14 protein-coding genes are annotated in these 17,286 nt (G+C 41.3%); 6 read left to right on the forward strand and 8 right to left on the reverse strand.

What is annotated here, in order from left to right:
- Positions 1-141: 141 nt before the first annotated feature.
- The gene (locus RMY31_RS14275) at positions 142-519 is read right to left on the reverse strand and encodes a hypothetical protein (protein ID WP_322658873.1); all 378 of its coding nucleotides are present in this window, start codon (positions 517-519) and stop codon (positions 142-144) included.
- Between the two features lie 128 nt (positions 520-647).
- Between RMY31_RS14275 and RMY31_RS14280 the strand changes: the two genes are divergently transcribed.
- Positions 648-851, forward strand: a complete 204-nt coding sequence (locus RMY31_RS14280; RefSeq protein ID WP_322658874.1) for a hypothetical protein — start codon at positions 648-650, stop codon at positions 849-851.
- A gap of 685 nt (positions 852-1,536) precedes the next feature.
- On the opposite strand, the gene RMY31_RS14285 is transcribed toward RMY31_RS14280, so the two are convergent.
- The 3 genes from RMY31_RS14285 to RMY31_RS14295 form a co-directional block, all read right to left on the reverse strand.
- Positions 1,537-5,811, reverse strand: coding sequence for an eIF2A-related protein (locus RMY31_RS14285; protein ID WP_322658875.1), 4,275 nt, complete (start codon positions 5,809-5,811; stop codon positions 1,537-1,539).
- 359 nt (positions 5,812-6,170) lie between these two features.
- A complete protein-coding gene (locus RMY31_RS14290) occupies positions 6,171-6,413 on the reverse strand; it encodes a hypothetical protein (RefSeq protein WP_322658876.1) in 243 nt (80 codons plus the stop codon).
- 636 nt (positions 6,414-7,049) lie between these two features.
- Positions 7,050-7,664 (reverse strand): MBL fold metallo-hydrolase, encoded by a 615-nt coding sequence (locus tag RMY31_RS14295; RefSeq protein ID WP_322658877.1) that lies wholly within the window; start codon positions 7,662-7,664, stop codon positions 7,050-7,052.
- 197 nt (positions 7,665-7,861) lie between these two features.
- Between RMY31_RS14295 and RMY31_RS14300 the strand changes: the two genes are divergently transcribed.
- The 5 genes from RMY31_RS14300 (at position 7,862) to RMY31_RS14320 (ending at position 13,846) form a co-directional block, all read left to right on the forward strand.
- A complete protein-coding gene (locus RMY31_RS14300) occupies positions 7,862-9,052 on the forward strand; it encodes a pyridoxal phosphate-dependent aminotransferase (RefSeq protein ID WP_322658878.1) in 1,191 nt (396 codons plus the stop codon).
- A 130-nt stretch (positions 9,053-9,182) separates the two neighbouring features.
- Positions 9,183-10,568, forward strand: a complete 1,386-nt coding sequence (locus RMY31_RS14305) for a cystathionine beta-synthase (RefSeq protein ID WP_322658879.1) — start codon at positions 9,183-9,185, stop codon at positions 10,566-10,568.
- Entirely contained in the window at positions 10,558-11,694 is a 1,137-nt protein-coding gene (locus RMY31_RS14310; RefSeq protein WP_322658880.1) for a cystathionine gamma-synthase, read from the forward strand. The genes RMY31_RS14305 and RMY31_RS14310 overlap by 11 nt, the downstream gene beginning before the upstream one ends.
- Before the next feature lie 510 nt (positions 11,695-12,204).
- Complete coding sequence (locus RMY31_RS14315; RefSeq protein WP_322658881.1) at positions 12,205-12,567, forward strand: four-helix bundle copper-binding protein; 363 nt, start codon at positions 12,205-12,207, stop codon at positions 12,565-12,567.
- 481 nt (positions 12,568-13,048) lie between these two features.
- The gene (locus RMY31_RS14320) at positions 13,049-13,846 is read left to right on the forward strand and encodes a hypothetical protein (RefSeq protein ID WP_322658882.1); all 798 of its coding nucleotides are present in this window, start codon (positions 13,049-13,051) and stop codon (positions 13,844-13,846) included.
- A gap of 180 nt (positions 13,847-14,026) precedes the next feature.
- On the opposite strand, the gene RMY31_RS14325 is transcribed toward RMY31_RS14320, so the two are convergent.
- From RMY31_RS14325 to RMY31_RS14340, 4 genes are all read right to left on the reverse strand, one after another.
- Complete coding sequence (locus RMY31_RS14325; RefSeq protein WP_322658883.1) at positions 14,027-14,524, reverse strand: quercetin 2,3-dioxygenase; 498 nt, start codon at positions 14,522-14,524, stop codon at positions 14,027-14,029.
- 408 nt (positions 14,525-14,932) lie between these two features.
- Complete coding sequence (locus tag RMY31_RS14330; protein ID WP_322658884.1) at positions 14,933-15,646, reverse strand: NADPH-dependent FMN reductase; 714 nt, start codon at positions 15,644-15,646, stop codon at positions 14,933-14,935.
- 12 nt (positions 15,647-15,658) lie between these two features.
- Positions 15,659-16,456, reverse strand: a complete 798-nt coding sequence (locus RMY31_RS14335) for a glucose 1-dehydrogenase (RefSeq protein ID WP_322658885.1) — start codon at positions 16,454-16,456, stop codon at positions 15,659-15,661.
- Between the two features lie 43 nt (positions 16,457-16,499).
- The gene (locus RMY31_RS14340) at positions 16,500-17,030 is read right to left on the reverse strand and encodes a DM13 domain-containing protein (RefSeq protein WP_322658886.1); all 531 of its coding nucleotides are present in this window, start codon (positions 17,028-17,030) and stop codon (positions 16,500-16,502) included.
- Positions 17,031-17,286: the final 256 nt, after the last annotated feature.

The following is a 17,286-nucleotide window of genomic DNA, read 5'->3' on the forward strand; positions in this document are numbered from 1 at the left end:
TCCCCCTTCAAAAGGGGGACTTTGATTTTAGTTTCCCCCCTTTTTAAGGGGGGTTAGGGGGGATCGATAAGTGCTTATAATCACAGCCAAACACTTTTCAAACAACCTTTAAGGATGCTGTAAAAAGATGATGGATATAAGTTAAGTTCCTAGCACGTTAACCAGTTCCTCTAGCAGCACTTTAGCTTTGTACAGTTGCATCAATCTTTCTTGTTGATACCTGTAGGGATAATCCATTCTCCTGCCTTCAAGCGATGCCCTAATCAGTGCTATCTGTTCATCGGTCGGGTTTTCCATATGGTCGAGTGCATCCCCAATATTCTGAACATCAGCAAAGGTAGGATGTCTCAGTCCTTTCTCGTTTTCCATTTGTATAAGTGCCATTCTGGGGAATGCCATCAAAGCAGTGATAAAGGTAGTCTTGTAGCCTTGATTTCCTACTGGCTTGATACTGTACCTTTGACACAGTTCCTTTAATTCCTTGATGTTTCTAGTTTCAAGTTCGGTTCTTGTGAACATAAAATAGAAGTGTCTGTTTTTGTTAATGGACACGGGTAGCTGAAACTTTCCACGGCGACAGCTACCCAATAAATATTATTTATACATGTGTCGTCTTGTGCTTCAAGCTTTATTTATATTTCTCAACAATGCCTAATCCTAAAGGTAATCCTGAGAGTTTACAGCCATTTACTACTGACAGGGCGGAACCATTAATCGCAAAACTAACTCTCAGAGTCCCACAATCAATGATGGACAAGATTAAAAGTATAGAAAATTACCCAGAATTTTGTCGGCAAGCACTTAAAGAAGCGTTAGACAAGTTTGACCAGTCAGATGATGAGCAACAATGATTCTAGATAACGTGATGTGCGACTTTTTCTGAATCTTGTGGGATGGACATCTTGTCCGTCCTGTCTCGGCATAAGTAGATGAACAAAAATTATTTACAGTCATTGCGAGCAAAGCGTTCGCTGAAAGCGTTCTCGCAGAGTAGCAATCCCAACCCTTGCGATTGCTTTATTCCGCTGCGCTACATTCGCAATGACTTTGTGTAATTAATTATGTTTACCTACTTAGCTTCTCGAAGAGACGCTACGCGTAGCTTGCTTCCCCGTAGGGGTACGCTTAGAGCGATGCAGGAGCGTCATCCGAAGCGTGCGTTACGCTGTAGCGACTTCCGCCTCGACGTTTGCGACTTCCGTCTTCCCTGTAGCGACTCCCGCCTCGACATTTCCGTGTTTCGCGTAGCTTGTAAGAGCTTCTGTCTTCCCTGTAAGAACTTCCGCCTTGACGTTTCCGTGTTTCGCGCAGCTTGTAAGAGCTTCCGTCTTCCCTGTAAGAACTTCCGCCTTGACGTTTCCGTGTTTCGCGCAGCTTGTAAGAGCTTCCGTCTTCCCTGTAGGAACTTCCGCCTGACGTTTCCGTGTTTTGCGTAGCCTGTAGCGACTTCCGCCTTGACCAAACAAGGCAAGAGTAAAAAGTTAAAAGGTTACTAATTGTTACTTCTGCCTTCTGCCCTCTGCCCTCTGCCTTTCTTCAATTTGATGAGATAGCAGGACATACCTGCTGCTTGACATCAGGATGACTAGAAAAGTAATCTTTCAGCCACTCGCACCCCCGCACCAGCAGTTGATCTAAACCCTCAACCAGACGCAACTGCACAGTATTATCATCTACCCAAATCGCAATTTCCTTACCATCACGGCTAAACACTTCATATTTACCTTGATATTCAGCAAACTGCTGCCAAATATCCCCTACCTGCGTCCATAAGCGCACAGTGCCGTCTTCTGAGGCAGTGGCAACAGTCTTGCCATCTGGGCTAAATACTACGTTGTTGACCTTTCCGTTATGCTTGAGAATGGCAAGTTCTCCGCCTTGGGTGTTCCACAACTTGGCTGTGCCATCATCTGAGGCAGTCCCAACAATCTTGCCGTCTGGGCTAAACACGGCGTTGTTGACCTTTTCGTTATGCTTAAGAGTGGCAATTGCCTTGCCTTGGGTGTTCCACAACTTGGCTGTGCGGTCACTTAAGATAGTAGCAATAGTCTTGCTGTCGGGACTAAACACCACGTTCTTGATTTCTGGGTCATGCTTGAGGGTTGCAATTTCCCGTCCTTGCAGGTTCCACAACGCAGCAGTGCCGTTATAGGATGCAGTAGCGACAGTCTTACCGTCTGGACTAAATAGTACGTTGTAGACTGCGCTATGCTTGAGAGTCGCAATTTCCTTGCCTTGCAGGTTCCACAACTTGGTAGTAGTGTCATAGGATGCAGTAGCAACAGTCTTGCCGTCAGGGCTAAACACAACATTGTAAACCGCACCATTCAGATGGAGGGTGGCAATTTCCTCGCCTTGCAGATTCCACAGCTTGGCTGTACCATCACGTGAGGCAGTGCCTACAGTTTTGCGATCGGGGCTAAAAACCACGTTGTAAACCCAATCGTTATGCTTGAGAGTGGCAATTTCCTGTCCTTGCAGGTTCCACAACTTGGCTGTGCCATCACGTGAGGCAGTGCCTACAGTTTTGCGATCGGGGCTAAACGCTACGTTAAAGACCCCATCATTATGCTTGAGAGTGGCAATTTCCTTGCTTTGCATGTTCCACAACTTAGCAGTACTGTCATAGGACGCAGTGGCAACCGTTTTGTCATCGGCACTAAACACCACGTTGTTGACCGCATCTTTGTGCTTGAAGGAAGCAACTTTCCCGCCTTGCAAATTCCACAGCCTGGCTGTGCGGTCATCTGAGGCTGTAGCAACAAACCTGCCGTCCGAACTAAATACTACATCATTGACCGCATCGTTATGCTTGAGGGTGGTAATTTCTTCACCTTGCATGTTCCACAGCTTAACTGTATGGTCATCTGAGGCTGTAGCAACAAACTTGCCGTCCGAACTAAACGCCATATTATTGACTGTTTTATTATGCTTGAGGGTGATAATTTCCTTGCCTTGGGTGTTCCACAGCTTGGCTGTATCGTCACGTGAGGTAGTCCCAATAGTCTTGCCGTCCGGACTAAACGCCATATCGTTGACCGTATCGTTATGCTTTAGGGTGGCAATTTCCCCACCTTGCGGGTTCCACAATTTGGCTGTACTTAAACCTGAGATAGTCCCAACAGTCTTGCTGTCCGGACTAAACACCACTTTGTAGACCCTATCGTTATGCTTGAGGGTGATAATTTCCCTACCTTGGGTGTTCCATAGCTTGGCTGTGCCATCGTCTGAAGCTGTAGCAACAATCTTGCTGTTGGGGCTAAATGCCACATCGAAGATCAATCCGTTATGCTTAAGGGTGACAATTTCCTTCCCTTGGATGTTCCACAACTTGGCTGTGCCATCGTCTGAAGCTGTAGCAACAATCTTGCTGTTGGGGCTAAACGCTACGTTGTAGACTGCTTTGTTATGCTTGAGGGTGGTAATTTCCTTTCCTTGGGTGTTCCACAACTTGGCTGTGCCATCGTCTGAAGCTGTAGCAACAATCTTGCCGTTGGGGCTAAACACCACATTATTGACATCATCTTTATGCTGAAGCACAGCAATTTCTGTGCCTTGCATGTTCCACAACTTAGCTTCACCGTCCTCTGTTAGAGTGGCAACAGTCTTGCTGTCCGAACTCAATACCACCTTGTTGACCTCTTTGCTATGCCTTAATCGATTTTTCTCGCGGATATTTTCGAGAGTAGTTTGCAACGATAGCAGAGGACTAACGGTTGGGTATTTTATGAGTGGGCGATTATCTTTGACGACTTCTTTTAACTCTTTTATAGGTTCTATCGCTTCGATTAAATTCTCCAAAAGAAGAGGATACTGAGATAACTGCAATATTCTTGTTGCTGATTGTTCCAAGCGTGTTGCTATTTGGGCTTCTTGCCGGGCATTTTCAGCTGCTTGTACTTCTTGTTGTGCTTTTTTTGCTTCTTTTTGTGCTACTTCAGCATCTATTTTTGCTTTTTCAGCGTTTTGTTTTTCTATTGCTACCTGTGATTTAGCTTGTTCAACTTCTTGTTGAATTTTATTGAGTTGTGCAGTTTTTTGTTGTGATTCTTGATTAACCTTATTTAGTTGTGTTTGTTGTTGCTGTGCTTGTTGAGTTACTGTTTGTAATTTTTGTTGAGCTGCTAGGGATTTTTCTTCTGATTTTTGAGCTTTTTTATCAGCTGTTTCTGCTTTATTTAAAGCGTCCTCTTGTTTTTGAAGAGTTTCATCTAATTTTATTTCCGCATTTTGTAATTGCTGTAAAGATATTTGCAATTTTTCTTGTGCTTGATTTGCCTCATCGTTTTTTTGTTTAGCTTCTTCTGTCTTATCTTGCGCTACCTTTGTTTGCTGTTGTGCCTGTTGCAAACCAAATCCAGCCAAAGCTAAAGAAACAATTGCTCCAGTTACAGTAAAAAATAAAATTCGCCTAGCCTGCTTTTGTGCGCCTGCTAATACCTGATTAGCTTGCCTTTCTGTCTCTAAAGCATTTTCTGCTTGTTGTTGCGCCTGTGCCAAAAGCTGGTTAGCTTCTTGTTCTGCTGCTAAAGCGCCTTGTACTTCTCTGTTGGCAAAATCCTGACTAGCAGATAAATACTGATAATCTAAGCTGCTCAAACTCTTGCCTGTTGACCATTGTAGAGCTTCTAATAAAGCTTGTCCCCGCAATAGGCGCGACTCGTCTTGAGACTCAGAGGCAATCCAGGCATTAATTTCATTTGCATAAGGGCGGAGTTTTGCTAGTTGTTGTTCGCACCATTCCTGATTGAAGACCTCCTCATAAATGCGGTTATAAATTCGCATACCACCACGCTTAACTGCTAATCCTGTTAACCGCAGTTCTGTTTGTTCTGGGCTATCATCAGCTTCTACCTCTCCTTGTTGTAAAATTTGCTGAACTAAAGCTAATAATCTGCCAGTACGCTGTTCGCTACTTTGTAAAACTCTATTCTGTATTGTTCTTAAATGCTCCGGTTCATCTCGAATTTCCCAATTTTGAATAATCCGATCGCGAACAACATGAGCTACTATTTCTGACGGATTTCTGAACAAAGTCTCTTTAGCATATTGCACAAGTAACTTACAAACTTTTTGAGTCAGAAAAGGCTGTCCTCCTGTCCAGTCCAACACAACTTGCATTAATGCTTGCGAGTCGCCTATTACTGTTAGTCCTGTTGCCAGTGGTTGTGCTTCTAGGAGTTGAAATCCTGTTAAATCTATTGCTCGACCAATATTAAATGGTGTCCGTCGCTTATCTCCAATTAAATCGGAAGGTGTGGATACTCCTAGTAATGCAAATGTTAGGCGAGTGTATGCTGCCTGGTCTGCACGACGGTTGTAACATTCTCGAATAACTGCAAAAAAATCATCTAAATTAAATTGAATACTGAGAATACTGTCAATTTCATCAATAAAAATGACAATTTTACCAGCAATTGTCCTCAGTAAAACTGTTTCAATAAACTTGCTTAACCGCTGCACTGGCGATAGTAAATCGTTCTCTAACCACCAGTTATCTAAATCAAAATCATTATAAAGCTCAAAACTTCCTACAAGACTGTCAATAATCCCGGCATACCATTCTTGTGGAGTAATACCTGATGTCCCGATCGCAGTGATATCAACCGCAGCACAAGTAATTCCTTCTTGTTGCAATTGTTGCATAACATGCACCCGTAAGCTAGATTTCCCCATTTGCCTAGCGTTGAGGACATAACAAAATTCTCCCGCTTTTAAACTCTCATAGAGTTCGGCATCAGCTTGACGGGTGACGTAGGTGGGCGAATCTAGGGGTAGACTACCTCCAACTTGATACTGATACTGCATCATGGATTTTTCACTGCTAGCGAATTAATTCACAGGCATTTCTAGCCATTGTTGCAGTATTTTGACCATTATTTCAATTAAGAGACGGTCAACTCAATAAATCTCTGTATTTTTGCAATACTCTTGCTCTCTTATTTTCATTTGGCTTTACAAGCTTCAAGGATAAACATAAAAATGTTCTTAAAAAATAGTCAATTTTAATATATATTTATGATTTATTTAATTAACTAATAAAAATACCATAGCAGTCCTAAATCTTTGAAAAAGAAAATTCCCGACTTCACCGAAAAGTCGAGAATTTGGGTCTTTCAGTCTAATTTATAGTGAATCAGCGACAAACTACAGTATCAGTGCCATATACATTAATATCGCACATAGCGAGCAGGAACCCAGTGCCGACCATTTCGTGTGTTTTCCCAATGTCCAGGAATCAACCTCTGGCGGACAACTGGACGATGAACAACTGGACGGCGAACAACTGGGCGATGAACAACTTTAGGTTTAACTACAGGTCTGACAACAATCTTCGCTGCCGATGCCTGTGATGGGAAAGAAGCAAGTGCTAGTGGTAGAGCAAGTAAAGCACCAATTAGGATGCGTTTCATAATGTAATCTCCTATCAGTTAAATTTGATTTTTTGTACAACATTACTAAATAATTTGCGAACATTAATTCCACCTAATATTTAAAAATGTATTTAAAATCAAAGGTTTTTTCATTAAGAAAATTACCCGTGAATTTATAGGTATCTTGCTTGTTCGCGAATAAATTAGTTTGCTGTATTGCTATAGAGTTTAAAACACTAAATAAGAACACACATTGGAATAAAGTCATAATTTCAGCATGACTAAAGTCATGTTTAAGTAATGTGTAAATTTGGAAAATGAGGATGTGATAAGTGTTGATATTTTGTAAATGTGATAAATAAAACAATAAATGCATAAAGGCTATTGGTAAACAAAAAATATCTGTCTTTAGTTAGAGCTTCTAAAAACATATAAGTGGTAGTATAATTAGTTAAGATAATTTTTTATAAAGCGATCGCAATCAATAAAATACTCATGCAAATTAAATTTAGTAGTCCTAAATTATGCATGAACGATAAAATACCCGACTTGTTAGAGAAATCGGGTATTTGTGTCTTAGAAAAGCTTATTTGGCAAGTGAAAAGTGTAAATAATATCAAAGAAGACAGCACCAAAGCTATCAACTAAGAATAAATCGTAATTACGAATTACGAATTACGAATTACGAATTATCAATGTAGCCGCTAATTCTTTAAGGCGATCGCGGCCATCCCGGAAGACTGGCCAGCCATCTCCTACCAGCACCGCTTCTACCTGCGTTAATTCTGCCAGCCTTTGCACAGAAGCAACTGCTTGCTCCCGATTCAGCAACTTGTCATCTGGCAAGATAGTCAAGCTACCTGCTTTACGTGCCCGCACTAAATCTCCTGTAATCAAAGTCGTTTCCTCTAGTAGCAGAGCTAATTCACCAGGAGTTTTAGAGCCATGGAGTTCAATTGTCTTCAGTCCTGGCACTAACTCATCACCATCAGAGAGCCAGCGATCGCAATGTATGGGGAAAGAGTCTTTTTCTGCTACTGGGCCAGCTATCTTGGCATAGGTTTGATCGGCAATTTCTTTAGCTGCTCTGACATGCTCTGAGTTAGTTAGTACAATCCAAACCACACCACCGAGGGATTGCAGGTGATTCCAATCGTGATTTGATAAGGCTACTGGGTCAATCAAGATATTGCCATCTGGACGAATCCAGGCAATCCCATTGAAATCGATATTTCTTGCAGGGTTGAAAGTAGACCAGCCATATAGATCGGGACGGTGCAGAGATTTCATAATGATTCTGGTGCAGTACCTTCAATAATTAATAATTTTTATCAATAATGTATCAGGAATTCAGTTTATAGTTCAAGACTTGCATTTCTTTCAGTTCTGGGAATTGAGTATACTACTGTAAACTTATAGATTTTATGTATTTTAGTGAATTTCAGCAATTTCCAGATAACTGTAGTAGAGAAAAACGGAGAAGGCAGGTGACAAAGATTCAGCGCCAAAAAATATCAGCGAAGGCAAACCAGTTCACAGAGTCCGTGATTCGGGAGATGACACGGGTAGCACTGCAATATGGTGCAGTGAATTTGGCGCAGGGGTTTCCTGATTTTCCCTGTCCGCCAGAGTTAAAACAGGCAGCTTATGAAGCAATAGAGGCAGATGTTAACCAGTATGCAATTACTTGGGGCGATCGCGCATTTCGCCATGCAATTGCTAACAAAGTCCGCTGGTATCTGGGTTTAGACATTGACCCAGAAACACAAATCACCGTTACCTGTGGTGCTACAGAAGCAATGGCATCTGTAATGCTAGCAACCATCGATTCGGGTGATGAAGTGATTGTATTTGAGCCGTATTACGAAAACTACGGCCCCGATGCAATTTTGGCTGGTGCCACACCCAGATATGTAACACTGCATCCCCCTGACTGGACATTTGATGAAACACAGTTGTGTCAAGCTTTCAACGCCAATACCAAAGCCATCATTATTAACACCCCTCACAACCCCACAGGCAAAGTATTCACCCGTGAAGAACTCACTCTAATTGCCGAACTTTGTCAGAAGTGGGATGTACTAGCATTCACAGACGAAATTTACGAACACATCCTCTATGATGGAACTCAACATATTGCCTTAGCGACTCTTCCCGGTATGGAAGAACGCACCGTCACCATCAACGGTCTTTCCAAAACATACAGCGTCACCGGCTGGCGCGTAGGCTACATCTTGGCAAACTCCGAATTGACAGGAGCCATTCGTAAAGTCCACGACTTCTTAACCGTCGGTGCCCCTGCACCATTACAAAGAGCTGGAGTTGTCGCTATGCAACTGCCACCATCGTATTATGAAGAACTAGCCAAACTGTACCGCCAAAAGCGAGACAGCATTTTACAGATTCTAGATAGAGTGGAAATTCCTTATTTCATTCCTAAAGGAGCCTATTACGTCTTTGCAGATATCTCGAAATTTGGCTACAAAAACGATCTCGAATTTACTAACCACTTAATTAAAAATATTGGTATTGCAGTAGTTCCTGGTTCCGGCTTTTTCAGCCAACCAGAGAAAGGACAATCATTCATCCGCTTCTGCTTTAGCAAAAAACCAGAAACCCTCCAAGCCGCTGCCGACAGATTAGTCAAACTGCAATCAACTGTTTCAGTTAAAAATTAATTAAAGACTAGGTTAGTCTTCACTCAAAATTAACTTTCTTCTCTCTGCGCCTTGGCGGTTCGTTTCAACATCCCAAACTTAATTCATCAAAATGAAAGACCCATAACCACTTTTTCAGTAAGGAGTAACCATGACTACTTACGACAACATTTTGCAAACGATTGGTAGAACTCCATTAGTCAGACTCAACACAATTACAGAAGATATTCACTCCGTTATCTATGCCAAAGTAGAATATCTAAATCCTGGCGGTAGTACCAAAGATAGAATTGCCCTCGCCATGATTGAAGCAGCAGAACAAGCAGGTCAACTGCAACCAGGAGGAACCATAATTGAAGCTACAGCAGGCAATACAGGCGTAGGACTAGCACTAATTGCAGCAGTTAAAAAATATCGCTGCATCTTTGTAATGCCCGATAAAATGAGCCAAGATAAAATCAACTTGCTCAAAGCTTATGGTGCAGAAGTAGTTGTAACGCCCACATCTGTAGCACCCGACTCGCCAGAAAGTTATAACAGTGTCGCAGAAAGACTCGCCAAAGAAATACCAGGAGCGTACAGACCAAATCAATTTGAAAATCCAAATAATCCTCTTGCTCATTACTTAACAACTGGCCCAGAAATTTGGATAGATAGTAATGGCAAAGTTGATGTTTTTGTTGCAGGTATGGGAACAGGTGGCACTATTTCAGGAGTTGCCAAATATCTCAAAGAACAAAACCCAAATATTGTGATTGTCGGCGCAGATCCGGAGGGTTCTATTTTATCAGGAGATACTCCCAAATCTTATAAAGTTGAAGGTATTGGTGAAGACTTTATTCCCAAGACTTTTAATCGCCAATTAGTTGATGAAATGGTTCGGATTAGTGATAAAGAGTCTTTTAATATGGCTCGTCGTCTTGCCAGGGAGGAAGGCTTACTAGTTGGAGGTTCCTGCGGTACAGTAGTAGCCGCAGCGCTCAAGTATGCAGCTCGATTATTAGAGCCAAAATATATTGTAGTATTGTTGCCAGATACTGGAAGAAACTACATCAATAAAATTTATTCCGATGCCTGGATGCAGGAAAATGGTTTTTGGGAAGGTAAAACGGTAAAAACCATCAAAGTTGGTGAAATTTTAGCTCAAAAAACTGATTTTCCTTCTTTAGTTACTGTCAGTCCTCGCGATACCTTGAGCCAAGCAACAAACCTGCTACAAAAGCTGAATATTTCGCAGTTACCTGTAATTGATAATAACCATGTAGTAGGTAGCCTGAATGAAGCATCTTTAATGAAATTTCTCCATGATGGAATTAATTTTTCTAACCAAGAAGTTCTAGCAGTTATGGGGAAACCGCTGCCAATTCTCGATGAAGAAGTCGATGTTTCCGAGGCTTATCGAGTGCTTTTATCAGGGACAACAGGTATTATTATTACGCGCCAAGATGTTCCGATCGGATTAATTACTAGAGCCGACTTAATTAGATATTGGATTAGTCAAACCCAAGAAGAATCAAGAGAAAATAATGGAATTTGAAACTAGAGCGATTCATGAAGGGCAACAACCAGACCCCCAGACTGGTGCAGTAATTGTACCAATCTATTTGACTTCTACCTATGAGCAACAAGCGATAGGTCAGCACAAAGGATATGAATATTCTCGCACGGGAAACCCGACTCGCACAGCTTTAGAAGAAGCTTTAGGATCGATTGAAAATGGAAAATTTGGTTTAGCATTTGCTTCTGGATTAGCTGCCACTACTACTGTATTAAGTCTGCTTAAAAATGGCGATCGCATTGTTGCTGGTGATGATTTATATGGTGGTACTTATCGTTTACTAGAGAGAGTCGTCAAAAATTGGGGTGTGACAACCACCTATGTTGATATTGATAACTTGAATGACTTTGAAACTGCCATTCAGCCCAATACTAAGCTAATTTGGGTTGAAACTCCCACTAATCCATTGTTAAAAATTGTTGATATAGCTGTACTAGCAAATATTGCTCGTAAACACAACATTCTTTTAGTAGTAGATAATACCTTTGCTAGTCCTTATTTTCAAAAACCGTTAGATTTAGGTGCTGATATTGTCGTTCACAGCACGACTAAATATCTAGGGGGACACAGCGATATTATTGGTGGGGCAGTTGTTACATCTAACGAGCAACTATACACCGAACTGAAGTTTTATCAAAATGCGATCGGAGCAGTTCCTAGTCCCTTTGATAGTTGGCTAGTGCTGCGCGGAATTAAAACTCTGGCTGTGCGAATGCGGGAACATGAAAAAAATGCTTTATTTTTGGCTAAATTTTTAGAAAAGCATCCTAAAGTCGAGCGAATTTATTATCCAGGGTTAGCCAGTCACGAACAATATCAACTAGCAAAAGCACAAATGTCTGGCTTTGGGGGGATGATTAGTTTGGAATTAAAAGGTGGTTTTGCTGAGGTGGAAAGATTCGCTTCCCGAACCAAGTTATTTTTACTAGCAGAGAGTTTGGGAGGGGTTGAGTCGCTGCTTTGCTATCCTGCCAAAATGACTCATGGTTCTCTACCAGAAGCAGAACGGCTTAAAAGAGGAATTAAGGATAATTTAATTCGTCTTTCTGTAGGAATTGAGCATCCACTAGATTTGCAAGCTGATTTAGAAAACGCTCTCAACTAAGAATAGGGGGTGGGAAAGAGATATTTTTATTCCCTTATTGTGCCCATTTGGGGCATAAACCCTATCTTGAAAGTAGAGAGGTTTTATGAAACTTCTCTACAGGGGCGATCGCGTCCATTTTAGGGTGTTATCCGAATATTAATGTGTACCTAACTTCAAGTTAATAGAAGTTAATAAATTGCTGCTGATTCGGCATTTGTTAAAAAAGTATGACATCGTTATTTAGCTAAATCTTAAGTCTTTATTTCGATACTCAAGTTAGATAATTCTTTGCTTTTCCAATCTCCCACAGTCAACGCGGGATTACAACATTGACTGAGCAAGAACTATCAAAAAAACAACACTAATTTATGTGGAATTAGCTTTAATGATCGGTAATTATATCGGAATTGTTGATTTATAAAATATGTAAGAAAAAACCCCATTGACTCTTTAAAAAGATAAGATTACTGTTATGAGTAGTCCTTAAAGGACACTACCAAGACATCAATAAATCAAGAGGTATTTCCTATGATGATGATGATGACCGAATCTATAACTCCCGAAATGCAAACTTGCATAGACGCTTGTATGGACTGTCACAAAATGTGCATGGAAACCATGGCTTATTGCATGAGCAAGGGTGGTCAGTACATGGACATGGGCATGATGGGCATGATGCGTGACTGCGCTGAAATGTGCATGATGTGTACGAATATGATGATGGGTGGTTCTGAGTTCATGGGACGCACCTGTATGCTTTGTGCTGAAATGTGCGATCGCTGTGCAATGGCTTGCGAACAAATGAGCGACGATCGAATGATGATGGATTGTGCTGCTGCTTGCCGCAAGTGTGCAGAATCCTGTAGATCGATGCAAATGATGCCTGCTTAATTTTGCTACCTAGCAGAAATTTCTCTGCAACCTATAATTCAAGCGCTCAGGCTCTTAGGGTCTGGGCGCTTGAAGTTTTGTTAAATTAATCAACATTCAAGTTGTATTTTCATCTTGGAGATGAAACCAAACTATAAAATTGTTGAGATTAAAACTGCTTTTTATAAGCCAATACGGTTCAGTTAAGGCTAAAACTCTTTGTCAAAGTCAAATTTTTTAAAGTAGACGCTTCTGCGGGCAGCCGCAGAGTACCGCCTTCTCTGAAGGAGAACGCCAAGCCCGCACACAGAAGAAAGAAATGTTTAACTGAACTGTATTGTTTTATAAGCAACTCATCTACATAAAGCTGAAACAAACATTGGCTTTGAATTTTTCGCTAAACTCCAGTCAGATGCCATCTACAGGAGTTCATAGCTTGCACTGACACGAAGTGAGCTTCCATGAAATACTTATCCTGCTGATGTCTTATGGCTAAGGGCAGATGAAACAGCTAAAATCCCGTTCTCAAGACCTGCGGAGTTTATTTGAGAACAACATCACAATTGAATATGTAGCAGAACCTCTGAAAGCTGTATCGGCTGAGGCAGAGGTAACAGAGGTACTACATTGGATGCAGGCACAGGATTTTGATGTTGTTGGAATTGAAAAGGAAGATACCATCACTGGCTATATCGAACGCTCTAGTTTGATGCAAGCTAAATCAGGTAAATGCAGTGATTATCAACGAGTGTTTCATCCCAAAGAACTCATCGCCATTTCCACCCCTCTGATCAAGCTGCTACCCATCCTGCAACAAACTCCGCGATTATTTGTTTTAGATTGCAATCAGGTAAGTGGAATTGTTACATGTGGGGACTTACAGAAAGCCCCAGCAAGAATGCTGCTGTTTGGTTTGGTGACACTGTTAGAAATGAATCTGCTGCGGTTGGTGCGAATCTACTATCCCCAAGATTCTTGGCAAAAAGTTCTCAAACCTGAGCGGTTAGAAGTTGCCCAACGTCTATGGCGAGAGAGCCAGCAAAGAAACGAAGCAATGGATCTATTAGACTACCTTCAATTTTGTGATAAACGAGAGTTGGTTTTAAATCAAGCAGAACTTCTCCAACAACTCGAATTGAAATCGAAACGTTTTGGCGAACGCTTCCTGAAATCTGCCGAACAGTTGCGAAACCGCTTAGCTCATGCCCAAAATTTAGTTAGTGGTTCCTCATGGACAGAGTTGATTTCCCTAGCAGAGGCAATGGAAAAGCTGTTAATCCGTTGTGAAGAAATTGAGTAAACCTGTTGCAATAGCGGCATATAAACCGTCTAAAGCAGCAGCAGTTTACGCTGCATTTACTGTATTGAGTAGTGATAGTGTTTATCCCAATGCCAATTTTCCTCATACCAAGAAAAAATCAGGAATTCTTGGATACAGAACTAGCAAAATTGCGATCGCATTTAATCATTTCAGACTGGATTATACCTGCGAAGATTCAGTAGGTGGAGGAATAATCTCTAGACCATACCTCGAAGCAGCCGCTAAAACTTTTTCGATGTCTGCGGGACTGACAGTAGGTGATGATATCCTCTCTAAGACTGGCACACCTACTTCTATGAAAAACTTTTCTAACCCTGCGGGCGTGACCCAGCACAGCAATTTTGCTGGCTCTAAACCAATGTTTGTAAACCTATGGAGTTGTCCTTTGGGAGAATGGAGAAAGGTTCCAGGAGTCGCTAGAATTATTTGCTCATCAAGCTGAAATTCCAATTCTCCCTCTTGAATATAAAAAGCTTCGTCTTCGTGACTATGAATGTGGGGAGGTGTACCGCTTTGCGGTTGAACAATAATCTCAACTAGGGCATAGGCTTGACCAGTATCTTCACCTACAGCTTTAAAAGTATACAAATCCCCAAGCACCCAATAGGAAGAACCTTGTCCTGGTTGCTGGAATATTCCTTTTTGATTAACAGTCATGGTAATTTCCTCACTCATATGCACTAGGAATTGGGTAACTTGTTGCTCAACGACCATTGCCTTTTAATTAAATCTGGCTGACGATAGCCGCAGCGAAAGATACACTGCATTTTTGAATACTGCTACTGCTAAAGGCAAACCATGCCAGTTTGCATAACGGGGGTAATACCAATTCGTAATTCGTAATTCGTAATTCGTAATTAAGAAAGTCCCATTTAATCTAGGTTTCTGGGTTTGGATCTGTATCATTATTTTTGGGAAATGGTATAACCCCCCGAAGTTACTCCACTTGGGCAAAGCCCAAGACCGCACTTCTCTCCGCAAGCAACTGGCTTTTCCTGGCAACTTCTCTTTGCAGCACTGGACTCACTGCGTCATCTTCTGTTGCTGTCTTTTGGAGAACTGCTATTAAGTAACTGCTGTAGCTTCCACTTCACCAGTCTGAGCATTATTACTAACTTTCAGGACGGTATCTATCGCATCTGCACCAATCCGAACAGCTATTTCTGGGCAGGGCTTGTTGGCATGGGTGTTAACTTGGATAATATCTTTTTTATCTAGGCTGACTTCTTGTCGCCCATATTTGAGGACAGTTGACATCCAAACTAATTCGTCCATAAACCTTTCCATACGGCGAATGTAAGTTGGTTTGTCAATCAAATTGTCCGATTCATCAAATAGTTGCTTAACGTTGCTAAAGTTGAGGTCATAGAAAATAGTTACTAACCCCAACTCCCGCATCACAGGTAGGAGGTTTTGAATAACCCTTGTGCCACCAAAAGGGCCTGCTGAAACGCCACACAGTCCCACGGCTTTATGAATGTATTCTTTGAGGCAGGTATCAAGTATATGTTTGAGCAAACCTGGATAACCGTGGTTATACTCTGGTGCAACAATAATTAATCCATCTGCTCGGTCAATAGTTGCAGAAAATTGAGGGTCTTTGAGCGATTCACCTGCATCATCTGTAGCGATCGTAATATTTCTAATATCGATGAGTTCGGTTTCTAGGCGATCGCGTGCTGCAACCTGCTCAACGATAAATTTAGCAACGCGATCGCTCTGGCGACCTTGACGGGGAGTGCCGAGGATAACTGGAATAAATAGGGATGAATCTGGCATAGTTTTTTCTCGCTACTGTTCTTGATAGTTCCAAAGTAGTCCACCATCCACAAAGAAAGTGCTACCTGTAATGTAGTCAGCATCAGAAGAAGCCAGAAATGTCACTAGAGAAGCGACATCTTGCGGTTGACCCAAGCGACCAAGAGGAATATTTTTTAATAGCGCGCCCAACTTTTCTGGGTCGTTCAACAACTTGGTATTAATCGGAGTTTCTATTGCTCCTGGTGCAACATTATTAATCGTAATACCCAAAGCACCCAACTCAACTGCTAAGTTACGAGCAAGCATTTTCATCCCGCCTTTGCTAGCACAGTAAGCAGTGAAATTGGGAAATGGTAGTTCTTCATGCACCGAACTAATATTAATGATTTTTCCAGTCTGCTTAGTTTCAATCAGGTGTTGCACAAAAGCTTGAGTGGCAAAGAAAACACCCTTTAAGTTAACATTCATCACAGCGTCATAATCTGCTTCTGTAACTTCCCAAAATGGTGCATGTTTTTCAATGCCAGCATTGTTTACTAGAATATCTAACTTCCCAAAATGGTTAATGCTTTCTGTGATTAATTGACGCACTTCACCAACACTGCCCAAGTCTGCCTGAACTGTGTAACCATGCGATTTGGGATAAGAAGCCATGTGACAATTACCACCAATAGCCTCTACCTTTGCTAAGGTTTCCTCTGCTCCTTCTGGGTGAGAGCGATAGTTGATCGCCACATTTGCCCCTGCTTGAGCAAGAGCCAGAACAATTCCCTGTCCGATGCCTTGACTGCTACCAGTAACTAGGGCGACTTTACCTGCTAATTTCATAAACTTTCTCCTTGTGATTTATGGTTGAGTTGTTGGTTAATCTTTACTGACTCAAATTGGCAGTACCAAAAGTAGCATTAAATTTGCGACACCAGATAGCAACAGATTTGTAATCTGCTAAATTGATTTCGTTAGAAATGGCATATGTTTGAGCGCCACTATATTTTTGCAAGGGCGCAAGAATGATATAGTCTTCTTTTTTTAGGGGATAGGATGGTGGCTTAGTTGAATTAATTACGTTATCTGAACGATGCAAAATTACTACCAAATCTGGCCCTGATTCAGATGTCTTGAACGATTGTTCAAGTTCTAGAAAGAATTTACCATCTTTGTTAGTGATATGGACTGCTCCTTGAGTGGAATGTTCTCCAGAAACAAACATGCTTGACTTCATAACAGTTGATTCTTGAGATTGTAATGACCGATCTAAAGGCTGTACCTGAGTTGAAGATACGGGAACAGATGCATTCATAGCAATAGGACTTTCATTAGACTGATTAGTTGATACTCTTCGAACACAGCTAACTAAAACAAGAGAAGACAAACTCAGTATTAACAAATGCCTTAATTTCATGATTGAAATTCCTCAATGCATCAATCAGCGATATAGCTCTTGGCTTGAACTTTAAACTAATTGTTACTTAAATAATTAATCTAAAAATTATGGGTATATAAGGATTGATATCTAGAAAGCTGATATTTTGTTTAGAAGGTTCTTAAAGATTTCTCAGCAAAATTTCAATTTTTAGGTTATGAGCGATTAAGTGTAAATAAAGATAAGTAGAACGGCTGAAATAATTCACGCGATGTCATTGCGAATGGAACGAAGT

This window comes from Dendronalium sp. ChiSLP03b (assembly GCF_034531165.2).
Classification (GTDB): domain Bacteria; phylum Cyanobacteriota; class Cyanobacteriia; order Cyanobacteriales; family Nostocaceae; genus Dendronalium; species Dendronalium minutum.

Coding starts and splice junctions, on each gene's coding strand:
- RMY31_RS14310 (WP_322658880.1), top strand. CDS start 10,558: ATGGAATTTGAAACTAGAGCGATTCATGAAGGGCAACAACCAGACCCC.
- RMY31_RS14275 (WP_322658873.1), bottom strand. CDS start 519: ATGTTCACAAGAACCGAACTTGAAACTAGAAACATCAAGGAATTAAAG.
- RMY31_RS14305 (WP_322658879.1), top strand. CDS start 9,183: ATGACTACTTACGACAACATTTTGCAAACGATTGGTAGAACTCCATTA.
- RMY31_RS14335 (WP_322658885.1), bottom strand. CDS start 16,456: ATGAAATTAGCAGGTAAAGTCGCCCTAGTTACTGGTAGCAGTCAAGGC.
- RMY31_RS14295 (WP_322658877.1), bottom strand. CDS start 7,664: ATGAAATCTCTGCACCGTCCCGATCTATATGGCTGGTCTACTTTCAAC.
- RMY31_RS14320 (WP_322658882.1), top strand. CDS start 13,049: ATGAAACAGCTAAAATCCCGTTCTCAAGACCTGCGGAGTTTATTTGAG.
- RMY31_RS14285 (WP_322658875.1), bottom strand. CDS start 5,811: ATGATGCAGTATCAGTATCAAGTTGGAGGTAGTCTACCCCTAGATTCG.
- RMY31_RS14280 (WP_322658874.1), top strand. CDS start 648: ATGCCTAATCCTAAAGGTAATCCTGAGAGTTTACAGCCATTTACTACT.
- RMY31_RS14340 (WP_322658886.1), bottom strand. CDS start 17,030: ATGAAATTAAGGCATTTGTTAATACTGAGTTTGTCTTCTCTTGTTTTA.
- RMY31_RS14325 (WP_322658883.1), bottom strand. CDS start 14,524: ATGACTGTTAATCAAAAAGGAATATTCCAGCAACCAGGACAAGGTTCT.
- RMY31_RS14290 (WP_322658876.1), bottom strand. CDS start 6,413: ATGAAACGCATCCTAATTGGTGCTTTACTTGCTCTACCACTAGCACTT.
- RMY31_RS14330 (WP_322658884.1), bottom strand. CDS start 15,646: ATGCCAGATTCATCCCTATTTATTCCAGTTATCCTCGGCACTCCCCGT.
- RMY31_RS14315 (WP_322658881.1), top strand. CDS start 12,205: ATGATGATGATGATGACCGAATCTATAACTCCCGAAATGCAAACTTGC.